This window comes from Agromyces sp. LHK192 (genome assembly GCF_004006235.1).
Classification (GTDB): Bacteria; Actinomycetota; Actinomycetes; order Actinomycetales; family Microbacteriaceae; genus Agromyces.
On the sequence record NZ_CP034753.1, the window covers coordinates 309,048 to 324,763 of the forward strand.

14 protein-coding genes are annotated in these 15,716 nt (G+C 71.4%); 8 read left to right on the plus strand and 6 right to left on the minus strand.

Annotated features, from left to right (window positions below; translation table 11 throughout):
- The first annotated feature begins 102 nt into the window (after nucleotides 1-102).
- Together ELQ40_RS01435 and ELQ40_RS01440 are read left to right on the plus strand one after the other, a co-directional pair.
- Complete coding sequence (locus tag ELQ40_RS01435; RefSeq protein ID WP_127792075.1) at nucleotides 103-951, plus strand: alpha/beta hydrolase; 849 nt, start codon at nucleotides 103-105, stop codon at nucleotides 949-951.
- A gap of 172 nt (nucleotides 952-1,123) precedes the next feature.
- Nucleotides 1,124-2,689, plus strand: coding sequence for a glycoside hydrolase family 6 protein (locus ELQ40_RS01440; RefSeq protein WP_127792076.1), 1,566 nt, complete (start codon nucleotides 1,124-1,126; stop codon nucleotides 2,687-2,689).
- Between the two features lie 39 nt (nucleotides 2,690-2,728).
- Here the strand turns inward: ELQ40_RS01440 and ELQ40_RS01445 are convergent, their stop codons facing one another.
- Nucleotides 2,729-3,379: a histidine phosphatase family protein gene (locus tag ELQ40_RS01445; protein WP_127792077.1), complete on the minus strand. Its 651-nt coding sequence runs from the start codon at nucleotides 3,377-3,379 to the stop codon at nucleotides 2,729-2,731.
- A 34-nt stretch (nucleotides 3,380-3,413) separates the two neighbouring features.
- Here ELQ40_RS01445 and ELQ40_RS01450 point away from each other — a divergent pair, with 34 nt between their 5' ends.
- The 4 genes from ELQ40_RS01450 (at nucleotide 3,414) to ELQ40_RS01465 (ending at nucleotide 6,768) form a co-directional block, all read left to right on the plus strand.
- Nucleotides 3,414-4,472: a biotin/lipoate A/B protein ligase family protein gene (locus tag ELQ40_RS01450; protein ID WP_127792078.1), complete on the plus strand. Its 1,059-nt coding sequence runs from the start codon at nucleotides 3,414-3,416 to the stop codon at nucleotides 4,470-4,472.
- A gap of 106 nt (nucleotides 4,473-4,578) precedes the next feature.
- Nucleotides 4,579-4,893, plus strand: a complete 315-nt coding sequence (locus ELQ40_RS01455) for a hypothetical protein (protein WP_127792079.1) — start codon at nucleotides 4,579-4,581, stop codon at nucleotides 4,891-4,893.
- A 31-nt stretch (nucleotides 4,894-4,924) separates the two neighbouring features.
- Nucleotides 4,925-5,851: a site-specific DNA-methyltransferase gene (locus tag ELQ40_RS01460; RefSeq protein WP_240665889.1), complete on the plus strand. Its 927-nt coding sequence runs from the start codon at nucleotides 4,925-4,927 to the stop codon at nucleotides 5,849-5,851.
- Complete coding sequence (locus ELQ40_RS01465) at nucleotides 5,848-6,768, plus strand: LLM class F420-dependent oxidoreductase (protein WP_127792081.1); 921 nt, start codon at nucleotides 5,848-5,850, stop codon at nucleotides 6,766-6,768. Before ELQ40_RS01460 ends, ELQ40_RS01465 begins: the two co-directional genes overlap by 4 nt.
- A gap of 150 nt (nucleotides 6,769-6,918) precedes the next feature.
- Here the strand turns inward: ELQ40_RS01465 and ELQ40_RS01470 are convergent, their stop codons facing one another.
- The 5 genes from ELQ40_RS01470 to ELQ40_RS01490 all read right to left on the minus strand — a co-directional run bounded on the left by ELQ40_RS01470 (nucleotide 6,919) and on the right by ELQ40_RS01490 (nucleotide 12,854).
- On the minus strand, nucleotides 6,919-7,932 hold the full coding sequence (locus ELQ40_RS01470) for a LacI family DNA-binding transcriptional regulator (RefSeq protein ID WP_127792082.1): 1,014 nt from the start codon (nucleotides 7,930-7,932) through the stop codon (nucleotides 6,919-6,921).
- A gap of 22 nt (nucleotides 7,933-7,954) precedes the next feature.
- On the minus strand, nucleotides 7,955-9,457 hold the full coding sequence (locus tag ELQ40_RS01475) for a glycoside hydrolase family 1 protein (protein ID WP_127792083.1): 1,503 nt from the start codon (nucleotides 9,455-9,457) through the stop codon (nucleotides 7,955-7,957).
- Nucleotides 9,457-10,422 carry a carbohydrate ABC transporter permease gene (locus ELQ40_RS01480; protein WP_240665890.1) on the minus strand — a complete coding sequence of 322 codons (966 nt, stop codon included), beginning with the start codon at nucleotides 10,420-10,422 and terminating at the stop codon, nucleotides 9,457-9,459. The genes ELQ40_RS01475 and ELQ40_RS01480 overlap by 1 nt, the downstream gene beginning before the upstream one ends.
- Entirely contained in the window at nucleotides 10,419-11,462 is a 1,044-nt protein-coding gene (locus tag ELQ40_RS01485) for a carbohydrate ABC transporter permease (protein WP_127792084.1), read from the minus strand. The genes ELQ40_RS01480 and ELQ40_RS01485 overlap by 4 nt, the downstream gene beginning before the upstream one ends.
- 90 nt (nucleotides 11,463-11,552) lie before the next feature.
- The gene (locus ELQ40_RS01490) at nucleotides 11,553-12,854 is read right to left on the minus strand and encodes an ABC transporter substrate-binding protein (protein WP_127792085.1); all 1,302 of its coding nucleotides are present in this window, start codon (nucleotides 12,852-12,854) and stop codon (nucleotides 11,553-11,555) included.
- A gap of 215 nt (nucleotides 12,855-13,069) precedes the next feature.
- Here ELQ40_RS01490 and ELQ40_RS01495 point away from each other — a divergent pair, with 215 nt between their 5' ends.
- Entirely contained in the window at nucleotides 13,070-14,014 is a 945-nt protein-coding gene (locus ELQ40_RS01495) for a M15 family metallopeptidase (protein WP_240665891.1), read from the plus strand.
- Between the two features lie 8 nt (nucleotides 14,015-14,022).
- Entirely contained in the window at nucleotides 14,023-15,357 is a 1,335-nt protein-coding gene (locus tag ELQ40_RS01500) for an MFS transporter (protein WP_127792086.1), read from the plus strand.
- Nucleotides 15,358-15,716 lie beyond the last annotated feature (359 nt).

The following is a 15,716-nucleotide window of genomic DNA, read 5'->3' on the forward strand; positions in this document are numbered from 1 at the left end:
GACGACGTCGGCATCCGGGGGGAGGGGTGGGGCCCGCGCGACGCGCGGGCCCCGCTTCGAGTGGGGCGATCCGCGGCGGTGGTCACCTGCCATGATGGCCGCATGCCCACCTTCACCGACGGCCACGGCGTCCGCATCCACTACGAGTCGTGGCGGGTGCCCGAGCCGAACGCGGTGATCCAGCTCGCGCACGGCGTCGGCGAACACATCGGCCGATACGGCCCGCTGGTCACGGCGCTCAACGAGGCGGGGTACTCGGTGTGGGCCGACGACCATCGCGGCCACGGGCAGACCGGGTTCGAGCAGCACGGCGGCGACCTGACCCGGATCGGACGCCTCGGCCCCGGCGGGCTCCGAGCCGCGATCGCCGGGGTCGAGCAGTTCACCGACGTGGTCCGCGAGGTCGAGGGCGCCGAGGTGCCGCTGGTGCTGCTCGGGCATTCGTGGGGGTCGCTCATGGCGCAGATCATCGTGAACCGCTCGGCCGAGCGGTACGACGGCGTCGTGCTCACCGGCACGGCGTACCGCACGCTCCGGTGGATGAACGGCGGCGACCTGAACAAGCGGCATGCCCACCTGGGCCCGACGCCGGTGGAGTGGCTCAGCCGCGACCCCGACGTGCCGGCCGAGTTCATGGCCGACCCGTACACGACCGAGGTGCGGCTGCAGAAGCTGTTCGGGCTGGTCGACGCCGCCCGGCTCCTCGGCCGCCCGGCCCGTGGGCTGCCGGCCGAACTGCCGCTGCTCATCATGGTCGGTGACGAGGACACCCTCGGGGGCGAGGAGAGCGCGAGGCGGCTCGCCGAGGCGTACGTGCGCCGGTCCGGGCTCGTCGACGTCGAGTGCATCGTCTACGAGGGCGCGCGGCACGAGGTGTTCAACGAGGTCAACCGCGAGCAGGTGCGCAGCGACCTGATCGGATGGCTGGACGCGCGGTTCGCCGTCGACTGAGGCGCGCGCGGCGGCAGCCGCTCGTCGAGTGATCGTTGACGCGGTTCCGAGGTTGTGCCAGTGTCGGAGGCGGAACTTCGTGAGAGCGCTCTCACGCGTTCTTTGCCCTGCACCACGAACCGGTCCACGATGATGTCGGCCACGGTCGACGACGACCCTTGGAGCAACGCAGATGATCAGACATCCCCTCGCCCGCGTCGCGGGCATCGCCGCCTCGACGGCACTGGCCGCCCTCGCGCTCGTCGCGCTCCCGGCCGCTGCCGCTGCGGCCGACGGCGATGTGCTCGGCGACGACGCCGTGCTCTTCGTCGACCCGCACTCGACCACGCTCGAGGCCGCCGCCTCGCTGGGCGGTCAGGCCCGCGCCGACGCCCAACTCCTCGGCAGCCTGCCGTCGTCGACCTGGCTCACGAAGGGCACACCCGACGAGGTGCGCGACGCCGCGGCATCCACCGCATCGCACGCGACCGCAGCAGGCGCCGTGCCCGTGTTCGTCGTCTACAACCTGCCGTTCCGCGACTGCGCGCAGTACTCCGCCGGCGGTGCGCTCGACACCGCCGCCTACCAGGCCTGGATCGACGGCGTCGCCGAAGGCATCGGCGACACCGAGGCGGCGATCATCCTCGAACCCGACGGGCTCGGAATCATCCCCTGGTACACCGACATCAACGGCAACGCCGAGTGGTGTCAGCCGGCAGAACTCGACCCGGCGACCGCCGCAGCCGACCGGTTCGCCCAGCTGAACTACGCCGTCGACGCGCTCACCGCGCTGCCGAACACCGCCGTCTACCTCGACGGCACCCACCCCGGCTGGCTCGGTGTCGGCGACATCAGCGACCGGCTGCTCAAGGGCGGCGTCGACCGGGCCGACGGGTTCTTCCTCAACGCCTCCAACTACATCGACACCCCGAGGCTGCAGAAGTACGGGCACTGGATCAGCGACTGCCTCTGGCTCGAGACCCAGGTTCCGTGGTGGGAGGCGTCGTGGTGCGCCAGCCAGTACTACCCGGCGACGTCGTCGGACTTCTCGACCTGGACGCTCACGGACCAGAAGTACGACGCCGACCTCGCCGGTGCCGGTCTCGCTCGTGATGCCGAGGCGCAGGCGCACTTCGTCGCCGACACCAGCCGAAACGGGCAGGGCGCGTGGACGCCGCCCGACTGGGAGGGCGACATCGAGGCCTGGTGCAATCCGCCGGACCGCGGGGCCGGCGAGCTGCCGACCACTGCGACGGGAGACCCGTACCTCGACGCCTACCTGTGGATCAAGGTGCCCGGCGAGAGCGACGGCAAGTGCTACCGCGGCACCGGCGGTCCGCTCGACCCGATCCGCGGCATCGAGGATCCCGCCGCGGGCGAATGGTTCCCCGAGCAGGCCCGCGAGCTCATCGCGCTCGCCTCGCCGGCGATCGCGTCGCCGACCTGCCACGTCAGGTACGAAGCGACCAAGCCGTGGCGAGGTGCGTTCGTCGGCGACCTCGTCATCACCAACCTCGGTGCCGAGCCGATCGCCGGGTGGACCCTCGCGTGGCACTGGGCCGGCCGCGAGCGGCTCGTGAAGGCGATCGGCGCCTCCGGGTCGCAGGCCGCCGACGCGGTCACGGTCACGAGCGGCAAGCTGACGTCGAAGATCCGGGCGGGAGGCAAGACCGCGTTCGCGTTCATCGGCAAGGACGCCCAGTCGCGGGTCGAGCCGTGGCAGTTCACCCTCAACGGGAGGCCCTGCACGAGCGAGTGAGCGGGCGGGCGGCCCGGCGCGAACGACCGGGCCGTCGCGCTACACCCCGGCGCGGTCGGGCGGCACGTCGAACCCCAGCAGCCGCATGCGCGGGTGGTTCGGATGCGCCGCGCCCGACTCCGTCGTCCACGGGTAGACGATCGTGGTCACGCTGCAGTTGCCGAGCACCGGCAGCAGGTCGCGGTACCCGTCGGGGTCCATGCCCGCCAGCTCGCAGAACAACAGGCGGATCAGGGTCGCGTGACCGACGATCAGCACGCGGCCGTCGGGGAATTCCGCCACCAGGTCGTCGAGCGCCGGCAGCGCCCTGGCGATGCCTGCCCGCCCGGACTCGCCGCCCGGCAGGGGGTTCGATGCGGGCGCGCGGCAGAACACGCGCCACTCCTCGGGGAACCGGTCGGCGATCTCGTCGGGGGTCAGCCCCTCCGCGACCCCGAAGTCGATCTCGACGAGGCGGTCGTCGGTGCGCAGCGGCAGCCCCGTCGTCTCGACCGCGGGCGCGGCCGAGCGCTGCGCGCGGCTCAGCGGCGAGGCGACGATGGCGTCGAGGCTCGCGTCGACCGCCCAGGCGCCGAGCGCGGCCGCCTGGCCGAGGCCGTGCCGCGTCAGCCCGACATCCGAGTTGCCGGCGTAGCGGTGGTCGGCGTGCCACACCGTCTCGCCATGCCGGGCCAGGAAGAAGGTCGTCACCCGCCCAGCCTAGGGCGGACGTAGGCTTTCCCGTATGGCTCGAAAGCACGGCGAGTACAAGGTCCCCGGCGGCAAGCTCGTGGTCGTCGACTTCGACGTCGTCGATGAGGTGATCCGCGACCCGCGCGTCGCGGGTGACTTCTTCCTCGAGCCCGACGAGGCGCTCGGCGACATCGACCGCGCCCTCGACGGACTCGCGGCCGGCTCCGACGCGAAGCAGATCGCCGCGGCGATCACGCGCGAGCTGCGACCCGACGCGGTCATGCTCGGCTTCTCGGCCGAGGCCGTCGCCGTCGCGGTGCGCCGGGCGCTCACCGACGCGCGGACGTGGACGGACTACGAGTGGGAGATCGTGCACGACGCCGCCGTGCCGCCGCGCCTGCACCTCGCACTCGACGAGGTGCTCGCGGCGCGCGTGGGGGAGGGGCGCCGCAAGCCCACGCTCCGCATCTGGGAGTGGGACGAATCGGCCGTCGTCATCGGATCGTTCCAGTCGGTGCGCAACGAGGTCGACCCCGAGGGTGCCGCGAAGCACGGCTTCGACGTCGTGCGCCGCATCTCGGGCGGCGGCGCGATGATGATGGAGCGCGGCAACGTCGTCACCTACTCGCTGTACGTGCCGGCCGAGCTCGTGCAGGGCATGAGCTTCGCCGACTCGTACGCGTTCCTCGACGACTGGGTGCTCCAGGGTCTGCGGGCCCTCGGCATCGAGGCGACCTACCAGCCGCTCAACGACATCGCGAGCCCGCTCGGCAAGATCGGCGGGGCCGCGCAGAAGCGACTCGGCTCCGGCGGGGTGCTGCACCACGTCACCATGGCGTACGACCTCGACAACGAGAAGATGCTCGAGGTGCTGCGCATCGGCCGCGAGAAGATCAGCGACAAGGGCATCGCGTCGGCCGCGAAGCGCGTCGATCCGCTGCGGTCGCAGACCGGCCTCAGCCGGGCCGCGATCATCGAGAGCCTGAAGCAGACGTTCACCTCGCTGTACGGGGCGACCCCGGGCGCGGTGACCGCCGACGAACTCGCCGAGGCCGAGGCGCTCGTCGAGTCGAAGTTCTCGACCGAGGAGTGGCTCCAGCGCGTGCCGTGAGCGCGCATCCCACACGCGACCGCGCCCGCCGCTGCGCATCCCGCGCCATCCACAGCTCGGTGGCACTTCGGAGGTCCGCGCCCCGACCGCCGGTTAGAATCGCCTGATGGACTGGTGGATCTGGGTGCTGATCGCTGCCGCGATCGTGCTCCTCGGCTGGCTCGCGCAGCGGGCCGGCTGGATCGACCTCTCCGACAAGACGAAGCGCGGCGGCACCGCGGGCGGCGTGATGATGATCGGCGACGAGGTCTTCGCGCCGCGCAAGTACGAGGCGCAGGTCGAGCAGGATCGCCAGGCCCGCCTCCCGACGCCCGCCCCGACGCCCGACGGCGACAAGGGCATCGCATTCGCCGCGGCGGACGCGGCGGACGACGACCCCGAGCGCTTCCGCGGCAGCATCCGCATCGACGTCGAACGCTGAACCGCGCCGCCACGGTGGCAGACTGGAGCGCGTGGCGCTCGACGGACCTGACCGCATCATCCATGCGGAGAACCTCGATGTGCTGCCCGGCCTGCCCGACGGCGCGTTCACGCTCGTCTACCTCGACCCGCCGTTCAACACCGGTCGGATGCAGGCGCGTCGGTCCACCCGGCACGTGCGCGTCGAGCCCGGGGAAGCGACGGGTGCCGCGACGGATGCCGCGCCCGAGGCATCCGGCCTGATCACCGGTTTCGCCGGCAAGCGGTACGAACGCATCCGCGGCGACCTGCTGCGCTACGACGACCGGTTCGACGACTACTGGGCGTTCCTCGAACCGCGGCTGCTGCACGCGTGGCGGCTGCTCGCCGACGACGGCACGCTGTACCTGCACCTCGACTACCGCGAGGCGCACTACGCGAAGGTGCTGCTCGACGCGCTGTTCGGGCGCGAGTGCTTCCTGAACGAGCTGATCTGGGCGTACGACTACGGCGCCAAGGCGAGGCGGCGCTGGCCGACGAAGCACGACACGATCCTCGTCTACGTGAAGGACCCCGACCGGTACTGGTTCGACTCGACCGCCGTCGACCGGGAGCCGTACATGGCGCCGGGCCTGGTGACCGCGGAGAAGGCCGAGCGCGGCAAGCTGCCGACCGACGTCTGGTGGCACACGATCGTCTCGCCGACCGGACGCGAGAAGACCGGATACCCCACCCAGAAACCCGCGGGCATCCTGCGGCGCATCGTGCAGGCGTCGACGCGCGAGGGCGACTGGGTGCTCGACTTCTTCGCGGGGTCGGGCACCACCGGGGCGGCCGCGGCCGAACTCGGCCGACGCTTCGTGCTCGTCGACGAGAACCCCGAGGCGATCGAGGTGATGCGACGGCGGTTCGCCCGCCGGCCGGGCCTCGCGTTCGAACCAGCGGCGACAGCCGCGACCACCCACGAGGAGACCGCATGAAGTTCCGCATCTTCACCGAGCCCCAGCAGGGCGCCACCTACGGCCAGCAGGTCCGCATGGCGCAGGCCGCCGAGCGCCTCGGCTTCGACGCGTGGTTCCGCAGCGACCACTTCCTCGCGATGGACGTCGACCCGGGCCCCGGCCCGACCGACTCGTGGGTCACGCTCGGCGCGATCGCGCGCGAGACGTCGACGATCCGGCTCGGCACGCTCGTCACCAGCGCGACGTTCCGGCATCCGTCGCTGCTCGCGATCCAGGTCGCCCAGGTCGACGAGATGAGCGGCGGCCGCGTCGACTTCGGCCTCGGCACCGGATGGTTCGAGGCCGAGCACGCGGCGTACGGGTTCGCGTTCCCCGAGCGGCGCTTCGGAATCCTCGAGGAGCAGCTCGAGGTGATCACCGGCCTGTGGTCGACCCCGGTCGGCGAGACGTTCTCGCACTCGGGCGCGATCTACACGCTGACGGATGCCCCGGCCCTGCCGAAGCCCGTGCAACGCCCGGTGCCGCTGATCGTCGGCGGCGGGGGACCGAAGCGCACGCCGGCGATCGCCGCGCGGTTCGCGAGCGAATACAACATCGCGTTCCGCTCCGACGAGGACATCGCCGCCGGATTCGCACGGGTGCGCGAAGCGGTCGGGGAAGCGGGGCGCGAGGCATCCTCGATGCGGTACTCGACCGCGCTCACGACGACGCTGGGCGCGACGGACGCCGAGTACCGGGCTCGGGCGGAGCGCATCGGCCGCGACGCCGACGGCCTCCGGCGTTCGGGCATCGGCGGCACGCCGCAGGAGGTCGTCGACCGGATCGGCGGACTCGCCGAGCTCGGCGCCGAGACCGTGTACCTGCAGGTGCTCGACTTCGACGACCTCGACGTGCTCGAACTGCTCGCCGCGGAGGTCGTGCCGCACTTCGCCTGAGCGGCGCCCTCCTGCACCCTTCCCGTCACCGTTCGAACCACCGAGTTGCGTCCGAACCACGGAACGGTTCGGTTCCACCGCCACATGGTGGTTCGAATGGGTGCGCGGGGGGCGAGGCGCGGGCGGGCGAGCGCGCCCAGCTCGAGGCGCTCAGCTCGAGGCGCGCACCACGAGCTCGGTGGGGAGCACCGTCGCCTGCTCGATGTCCTGGCCCTCGATCAGGCGCACCAGCTTGCGCGCCATCTCGGCGCCCATCTCGTGCGACGGCTGGCGGACGGTCGTGAGCGCCGGCCTCGCGGTCGCGGCGTACCGGTCGTCGTCGAATCCGACGACGGACACGTCACCGGGCACGGTCCGGCCGGACTCGGCGAGCACGGCGATTGCCCCCATCGCCATCTGGTCGTTCGCGACGAACACGCCGTCGATCCCGGGCTCGCGCGCGAGCAGTCGGCGCATCGCCTCGGCGCCGGACGCCGGGGTGAAGTCGCCGTACTCGACGAGGTCGGCGTCGAGCCCGGCATCCGTCACCGCCCGGCGGAACCCGCGCAGCCGGTCGACGCCCGGCGGCATGTCCTGCGGGCCGGCGATCGTGGCCGGGCGGGTTCGCCCGCGGGCGACGAGGTGCTGCGACCCGAGGAGCGCGCCGTGCTCGTTGTCGACGTCGACGGTGTACTCCGTCGACTCGCCGTCGAGCGGGCGGCCGCCGAAGACGAGCGGCAGCGAGCGGCTGAGGTGCGCGTACGAGTGGTCGCCGGTGTGGTGCGACACGACGAGGGCGCCGTCGACGTTGCCGCCGAGCAGGTAGCGCCGGGTCTTGTCGGGGTCGGCCTCGGACTCGAGCATCATCGTGAGCGTGTACTCGGTCGGCGAGAGCGCCATCGCGACGCCCTGCACGATCGCGGCGAAGAACGGGTCGTCGAAGACGCGCGCCGACGACTCGGGGACGATCAGCGCGATCGCCTGCGTCCGCCGGCTCGCGAGCGAGCGGGCCGCCCGGTTCGGGACGTAGTTGAGCTCCTCGATCGACCGTTGCACGGCCTCGACGACGTCGGGGCTCACCTTCGTCGACCCGTTGACCACGCGCGACACCGTCGCCCGCGAGACGCCCGCGTGGGCGGCGACCATCTCGAGCGTGGGGGCGCCGCCCCCGGAGATCCCAGTCATCGTCGCCCCCTCCCACTCCGGATCATTCCACGATAGTCGCCGCGACCGGGGCGCCGTCGACCGACGCCGACGCGGCGACCGCGAGCGCGCCCGTTCCCGCGGAGGCCCCGTACACCGCCTTGTGGTCGGCGATGAGCTGCGCGAACGCGATCGCGCTGTCCTTCGGCGTGCGCACGAGCGTGTCGTAGTCGACCCGCACGATGCCGAAGCGCTTGGCGTACCCCCAGGCCCACTCGAAGTTGTCGAGCAGCGACCACACGAAGTAGCCGCGCACGTCGGCACCGGCCTCGATCGCGCGGCCCACCGCGTCGATGTGGTCGAGGATGTACTGCGTCCGCTCGACGTCGTGCACCCGGCCGTCCTCGCTCACCACGTCGTCGTACGCGGCGCCGTTCTCGGTGATGTAGAGCGGGGGCAGGTTCGGGTACGTGCGGCCGAGGCGCACGAGCAGCGTCTCGAGCCCGTCAGGGTTGACCTCCCAGTCCATGGCGGTGCGCGGCAGGCCGCGGCTCGGCATGGTGACGTACTCGCTGCCCGGGAACGGCGAGCGGCCCGGCTTGTCGGTGGGACGCAGCCCGGGAGTCGCATCGGCCGGGAGCGGATGCCCCGAGACGTTGTCGTCGTGGTAGTGGTTCACGCCGAGGAAGTCGATGGGCTGCGAGATCAGGTCGAGGTCGCCCACCTCGATGCGGTCGGCCAGGCCGAACTCCGCGACGTCCCGGAGCAGGTCCTCGGGGTATGCGCCGAGCAGCATCGGCTCGAGGTACATCCGGTTCCAGAGGGCGTCGATGCGGCGCGCGGCCTCGAGGTCGACCGGGTCGGTCGGGTCGTTCGGCACCGCGTTCGTGAGGTTGAGCGTGATGCCGAGGCTGATCTCCCGGCCGGCTCCGCCGGCGAGTTCGCGCAGGCGCTGCACCGCGAGCCCGTGCGCGAGGTGCTGGTGGTGCACCGCGGCGAGGCCGGCGAAGGGGTCGGTGAGGCCGGGAGCGTGCTCGCCCCCGACGTATCCGATGAGCGACGAGCACAGCGGCTCGTTGAACGTCGTCCAGTGCGCGACGCGGTCGCCGAGTGCGCCGTACACGGCCTCGGCGTACTCGAGGAACCGGTACGACGTGTCGCGGTTCGCCCAGCCGCCCTGCTCCTGCAGTGCCTGCGGCAGGTCCCAGTGGTAGAGCGTCAGCCAGGGCAGCACGCCCTGCTCGAGCAGTTCGTCGACGAGGCGCGAGTAGAAGTCGAGGCCTTCCCGGTTGACGCTGCGGCCGCCGGGGACGACGCGCGCCCAGCTCGTCGAGAACCGGTAGGAGTCGAGGCCCAGGTCGCGCATGAGCGCCACGTCCTCGGGCATCCGGTGGTAGTGGTCGACCGCCTGCTCGGGGGTGTCGCCGAACGCGACCGCCCCGGGAACGCGCGCGTACGCGTCCCAGATGGAGTCCTCCTTGCCGCCCTCGTGGGCGGCTCCCTCGATCTGCGCGGCCGCCGTGGCGGAACCCCAGATGAAGCCCTTGGGGAAGTTCGTCGCTGCCATCAGCCCTTGACCGCTCCTGCCATGATTCCGGAGATGAGTTGCTTGCCCGCGATCACGAAGAGCACGAGCAGGGGGATCGTCGCCATGACCGCGCCCGTGAGCACGATCGAGTAGTCGATGTAGTAGCCCGACTGGAGCTGGCTGAGCGCCGTCTGCAGGGTCGGGTTGGTGGGGCTCAGCACGATGAGCGGCCACAGGTAGTCGGTCCACGCCGTCATGAACGTGAAGAGGCCGAGGATCGCCATGGCCGGGCGTGCGGCGGGCAGGCCGACGGTGAGGAACGTGCGGAACTGGTTCGCGCCGTCGACGCGGGCGGCCTCGATCAGCTCGTCGGGGATGACGTCGACGAGGTACTGGCGCATGAAGAACACGCCGAACGCGGTGACGAGCGTGGGCACGATGACGGCCCCGAGCGTGCCGGTCCAGCCGAGCTCCCGCATGACCATGAACAGCGGGATGATGCCCAGCTGCGTGGGGATCGCCATCGTCGCGACCACGAAGACCATGAGCCCGTCACGTCCCTTGAAGCGGAGCTTCGCGAACGCGTATCCGGCGAGCGTCGAGAACGTGACCACCGAGATGGTGATGATCGACGACACGATGATGGAGTTGCCGAGCGCGAGCCAGAACGGGATCGCGTCGAACACCTTCTGCGCGTTGGCGAGGAAGTTGCCGCCGGGGATCAGCGGCAGCGTCTCGCCGCGCGTGGCGTTGGTGCTCGAGCCGACGACGAACGACCACCAGAGCGGGTAGGCGCTGCCGATGAGGAACGCGGCGAGCAGGCCGTAGGTGAGGAATCCGGGTCGGCTGCCGATGCCGGCGAGTCCGCCGGAGCGGCCGCCGCGGCGACCGCGGCCGGCACGATCGCGATCGCCCCGGCCGACGACGTCGGGGTGCGCGGCGGTCTCGGGCTCGACGACGTCGACGCGCACGGCGGGGATCGGCTCTGGGGTGGCGGTGCTCATCGGTTCTCTCCTCGGGCGAGGGCGCGTCGGGTGCGTCGGTTCGGTCGCTTCGGGCCGTCCCCGGTCGCGATGCGCCTGGAGATCAGGAAGTTGATCAGGCCGAATCCGACGATGAGCAGGAACAGCAGCCAGGCGACGGCGGATGCCTCGCCGAGGTCGCGGCGGAAGAAGCCGAGTTCCCACATGAACAGGACGGTGGTCTGGAACTGCCGGTCGCTGCCGCCGATGCCACCGGCCGTCGAGACGTCGAACAGCCGCGGCTCGGCGAAGATCTGGAGGCCGCCGATGGTGGCGGTGATGATCACGAAGATGAGCGTCGGGCGGATCGACGGGATCGTGATCGAGAAGAACCGGCGGATGCTGCCGGCGCCGTCGATCGCGGCCGACTCGTACAGGTCGCGGGGGACGGCCTGCATCGCCGCGAGCAGGATGAGCGCGTTGTAGCCGGTCCAGCGGAAGTTCACCATCGTCGCGATCGCGAGGTGGCTGAGGAACGTGTCGTGCTTCCACTCCTGGTCGGGGATGCCGAACACGTTGAGGATGTTGTTCACGAGGCCGTCGGCCTCGTTGAAGATGCTGGAGAAGATCAGCGCGACGGCGACCGGGGTGACGACGAACGGCAGCAGCACGCCCATGCGCCAGAACGTCGGCGCGCGCAGGCCCTGGTCGAGCAGGTACGCGACGACGAGCGCGACGATCAGCTGCGGGATCGCGGACAGCAGGAAGATGCTGACCGTGTTGAAGATCGAGTTCCAGAACATCGAGTCGCCGAGGATCTCGACGAAGTTCGCGAGCCCGACGAACTCGCCCTGCCCCTTCAGCAGGTCCCAGTCGTGCATCGACACGACGAGCGTGTAGGCGAGGGGGAACAGGCCGACGAGGGCGAAGAGGAGGAAGAACGGGGAGATGTAGAAGTACGGCGACGCCTTCAGGTCGAACCGCGACAGCCGCTGACGGAAGCCCGGTCTCGTGTCGGTGCGGGCTGACTCGGGACGTTCCGGCGACGGAGTGCCGGTCGTGGGCGGCAAGGTGGCGGTCATGGTGGTCCTGTTCGTGCGGGTCTGGGATTCGCGCAGGGCGGGAAGGGCGGCGGGGCCGGGCGACGGATGCCGCCCGACCCCGCCCCGGGATCATTCCTCGACGAGCTCGTTGAGGAGGGCGATCGCCTCGGCCCAGGCGGCGGCCGTGTCGAGCTCACCGCGGTCGAGGCCCGTGAGTGCCGGTCCGAAGACGTTCTCCTGGATCACCGAGTCGTCCGGTCCCTTGAACTGGGCGACGACGCCCTCGGCGCGGGTGGCCAGGATCGCGCCGGTCGGTGCGCCGTTGAAGAACTCGTTCGGCTCGGCTGCCGAGGCGAGCTCCTCCTGCGCGGCCGTGGTGCTCGGGAAGTTGCCTGCGGCCTTCGACTGCTTCACCTGCTGCTCGGGCTGGGTCAGCCAGTCGGCCAGCTTCGCGGCCTCTTCCTTGTGCTGCGAGGTCTCGGGGATGGAGAGGAACGCGCCACCCCAGTTGCCGGCACCGCCGGGGAAGACGTCGGCGAAGTCCCAGCCGGTGGAGGCGTCGCCACCGCCGGCCTCGGTCTGGCCCTGCACGACGCCCAGCATCCAGCCGGGGCACACGAACGTGGCGAACGTGCCGTCGACGAACGACTTGCCGCCGTTCCAGTCCCACGCGGCCTGCGCGGCCGAGAGGTTGTCGCCGACCGCGGCGCCGAGCAGCTCGAAGTTCGCCTTGAGGTCGGCGTTGTCCTCGACGTTCAGCTCGCCGTCGGTCGTGTAATAGCCCTCGGGCAGCTGGTTGACCATCGAGTTCCAGACGAAGCCGGAGTGGTCGAACCAGGCCTTGCCGGTCGCGGCCTGGTACTGGCGGCCGATGTCGAAGTAGTGCGCCCAGTCGCCCTCGAGCAGCGTGGCGACCGACTCGCGGTCGCTCGGGAGGCCGGCGGCCTCGAATGCGGGCCCGTTGTAGCAGAGGCCGGTCGGTCCGATGTCGGTGCCGTAGCCGATCACGCGGCCGTCGGCGTCGGTCGCCTGCTCGTACTTCCAGTCGACCCAGTCGGACTTGCGGTCGTCGATGCCGTACTCGGTGAGGTCGACGAACTGGTCGGAGACCTCCATGATCGCGCCGAGCCAGCCCTCCTCGACGGCGACGATGTCGCTGAGGCCGGAGCCCGCGGCGATCTTGGTGAACGCGTCGGTCCGGGCGTTGCCGCCGGTGTCGATGTTGGTCGCCTCGATCTCGATGCCCGGGTTGGCGGCCTCGTACTCCTCGTAGAGGTCGTCGTAGCCGAACGTGCCGAACGTCGTGACGGTGAGGGTGGTGGTCTCGCCTTCGCCCGAGTCGCCTCCCGACGAGCAGGCGGTGGCGAGCAGGGCGATCGATGCGGCACCGGCGATGGCGGCCGCAGCGCGGGTGCGTCGTGAGAGCTTCACGGTCACTCCTTTGTGTGCGTGGGGTGTGGGATTCAGGGTTGCTGCAAGGGTCGTGAGAGCGCTCTCTCACGTCAGCGTGAGAGCGCTCTCATGACTTCCGGGATGACGATAGGGGGCTCTGGGGCGAATGTCAAGAGAGCGCTCTCATTCCATTTCCGGTCGATGGTGCGCCGGGCGCTCAGGATGCCTCGTGCGCGCCCGGGTAGACTCTGGCGATGCCCATCGACGCGAGTGGCGGACGGCGCCCGTACGACGCGTACGACCGCGACCCGTATGACGCGTACGACCACGACCCGTACGGCGCGGCCGCCCCCTACGACTCCTCCGGCGAGCGGGCCCGCCTCGCGGCGGCCCGCGCCGAGCAGGCCGAGGCCGAGGAGGCCGCCGAGCTCTCGCGCCGCCGCCTGAGGGTCGCACTTCCCCTGATCGGCGTGCTGATCGCGGTCGCCGCCCTCGTCGTCGGCATGGTGTCGGGCAGTCCGGGCGGCGGCACCGCCGGCGGCGCAGCCGCCGAGACCCAGGCGCCGGCGCCTCGGCCGGAGCCGGCGGCGGCCCAGGCGCCCGCAGTCGTCGACACCTTCAACCGCCAGGCCTTCTCCCTCGACGACCCGAACAGCATCTGGGTGGTCGTGAACAAGCTGCGACCGGTCAACCCCGAGGACTTCGAGCCCGGCGACCTGGTCGACGTTCCCGTCGCGCACACCTGGGAGCCGCTCATGCGGCAGGAGGCATCCGACGCGGTGGTCGCGATGTTCGACGCTGCGGCGAACGAAGCCGACCTGTACCTCGCGTCGAACAGCGCCTTCCGCTCGTACTCCGCGCAGGAGGAGGTCTACGGCGGCGACGACGAGACGACGGCGCGGCCCGGTTACAGCGAGCACCAGACCGGGCTCGTCATGGACATCGGCGCCGAGTCGGGCGACTGCTCGCTCGAGGAGTGCTTCGGCGAGACCGCAGAGGGCATGTGGCTGCGCGACAACGCCTACCGGTTCGGCTTCGTCCTGCGGTACCCGGCCGACAAGCGAGACGTCACCGGGTACACCTACGAGCCGTGGCACTTCCGGTACGTAGGCGTCGACCTCGCGACCGAGATGCGCGAGACCGGCTTCACGACGCTCGAGGAGTTCTTCGGGCTGCCCGCGGCGCCCGACTACGAGTGACCGCGCCGATGCCGCCCGCAGGCCGAGTGCCGCACCGAGGGCTCGCCCTCGGCATCCTCATCGGCAACCAGTTGCTCGCCGGCGTCGGCGTGGCGTCGGGCATCGCCGTCGCGGCGCTGCTGGCCGAGGAACTGACCGGGACGGCCGTGCTCGCGGGCCTGAGCCAGACCGCCTCGGTCTTCGGCGCCGGGCTCGTGGCGGTGCCGCTGGCCAGGCTCGCCGTCGCGCGCGGCCGCCACGTCGCGCTCGGCGTCGGCTACGCGCTCGCGGCGCTCGGCGCGGTGCTCGTCATCGTCGCGGCGGTCACGACGATCGTGCCGCTGGTCTTCGTCGGCCTCGCCGCGTTCGGGGCCGGCGCGGCGGCGGGCCTCCAGGCGCGCTTCGCCGCGACCGAGGTCGCGCATCCGGGGTTCGAGGCGCGGTCGATGTCGCTCGTGCTGTGGGCGACCACGATCGGTTCGGTGGCGGGCCCGAACCTGTCGCAGTTCGGCGACGACCTCGGGCGGGCGCTCGGACTGCCGCCCCTCGTCGGGCCGTTCCTGCTGTCGGGCGCCGCGTTCGCGATCTCCACGATCGTGGTCGCGACGCTGCTCCGGATGCCCCGCCCGGGCGACCTCGAAGCCGATGTCCCGGCCTCGGGCGAACGTGCCGGCATCGGAACGGAATCCGGCGCGCCGGCCGACGCCGGGTCGGACATCGGCGGTTCGCCCGAGCGTGCGCCCGGCGCATCCGCCCCGTCCGTGGGCGCCTGGCGCGCGCTCTCGGTCGCGATCCGGTCGCCGCGTTCCCGCCTCGCGCTCGCGGCGATCGTGTGCTCGCACACGGTCATGGTCGCCGTCATGGTGATGACGCCGGTGCACATGCACGGCCACGGGCTGTCGCTGTCGCTGATCGGACTGGTCATCTCGATCCACATCCTCGGCATGTACGGCGCGAGCCCGATCGTCGGCTGGATCGTCGACCGGCTCGGGGCGATCCCGGTGATCGGGGTCGGCGTGCTCATCCTGCTGAGCGCGACCGCGATCGGCGCGCTGGCACCCGCCGACGACCTGCTGCTCGTGCCGCTCGCGCTCGGCCTGCTCGGGCTCGGGTGGTCGGCCGGGATGATCGGCGGGTCCGCCCTGCTGACGACCTCGGTCGACCGCGAGCTGCGGGTGCCGTTGCAGGGCGCCTCGGATGCCGCGATGAACTACGCGGCCGCCATCGCCGCGGCGTCGTCGGGGTTGCTGCTCGTGGCGGGCGGATTCGCGACCGTCAACCTCGTCGCGGCACTCGTGCTCGTGCCGCTGGTGCTCGCCGGCGTTCCGGTGATCGCGAGGCGGCGTTCCGCCGCGAGCCGTTAGGCGTTCCGCCGCGAATCGCTGGGCGGGCCGCCGCGAGCCGCTGGGCGGGCGGCCGAAGTCCCGAACGCGCGGTTCGGGCGGCGGCACCGCGGCACGGCCCCCCCCGACGCGCCCGGCGATTCATGAGCGCGCTCTCACGGCCCTCTCAGCATCCGAGAGGGTTCCTCACAATTTTGCATGGTGAACTCTTCGCTGTCCCCCAAACGACCGACAGGAACATCCCCCCTCACCGTGCAGGAATCCTTCACCCCCCACCGCGCCCGCTCCACCTACCGCCCGCCCGTGCCCGAGCCGGGCGGGAAGCGTGAGACGGCGGACGCGGCGAAGACTCCCAAGCACCGTGCAGAGCCTGTCGGGAA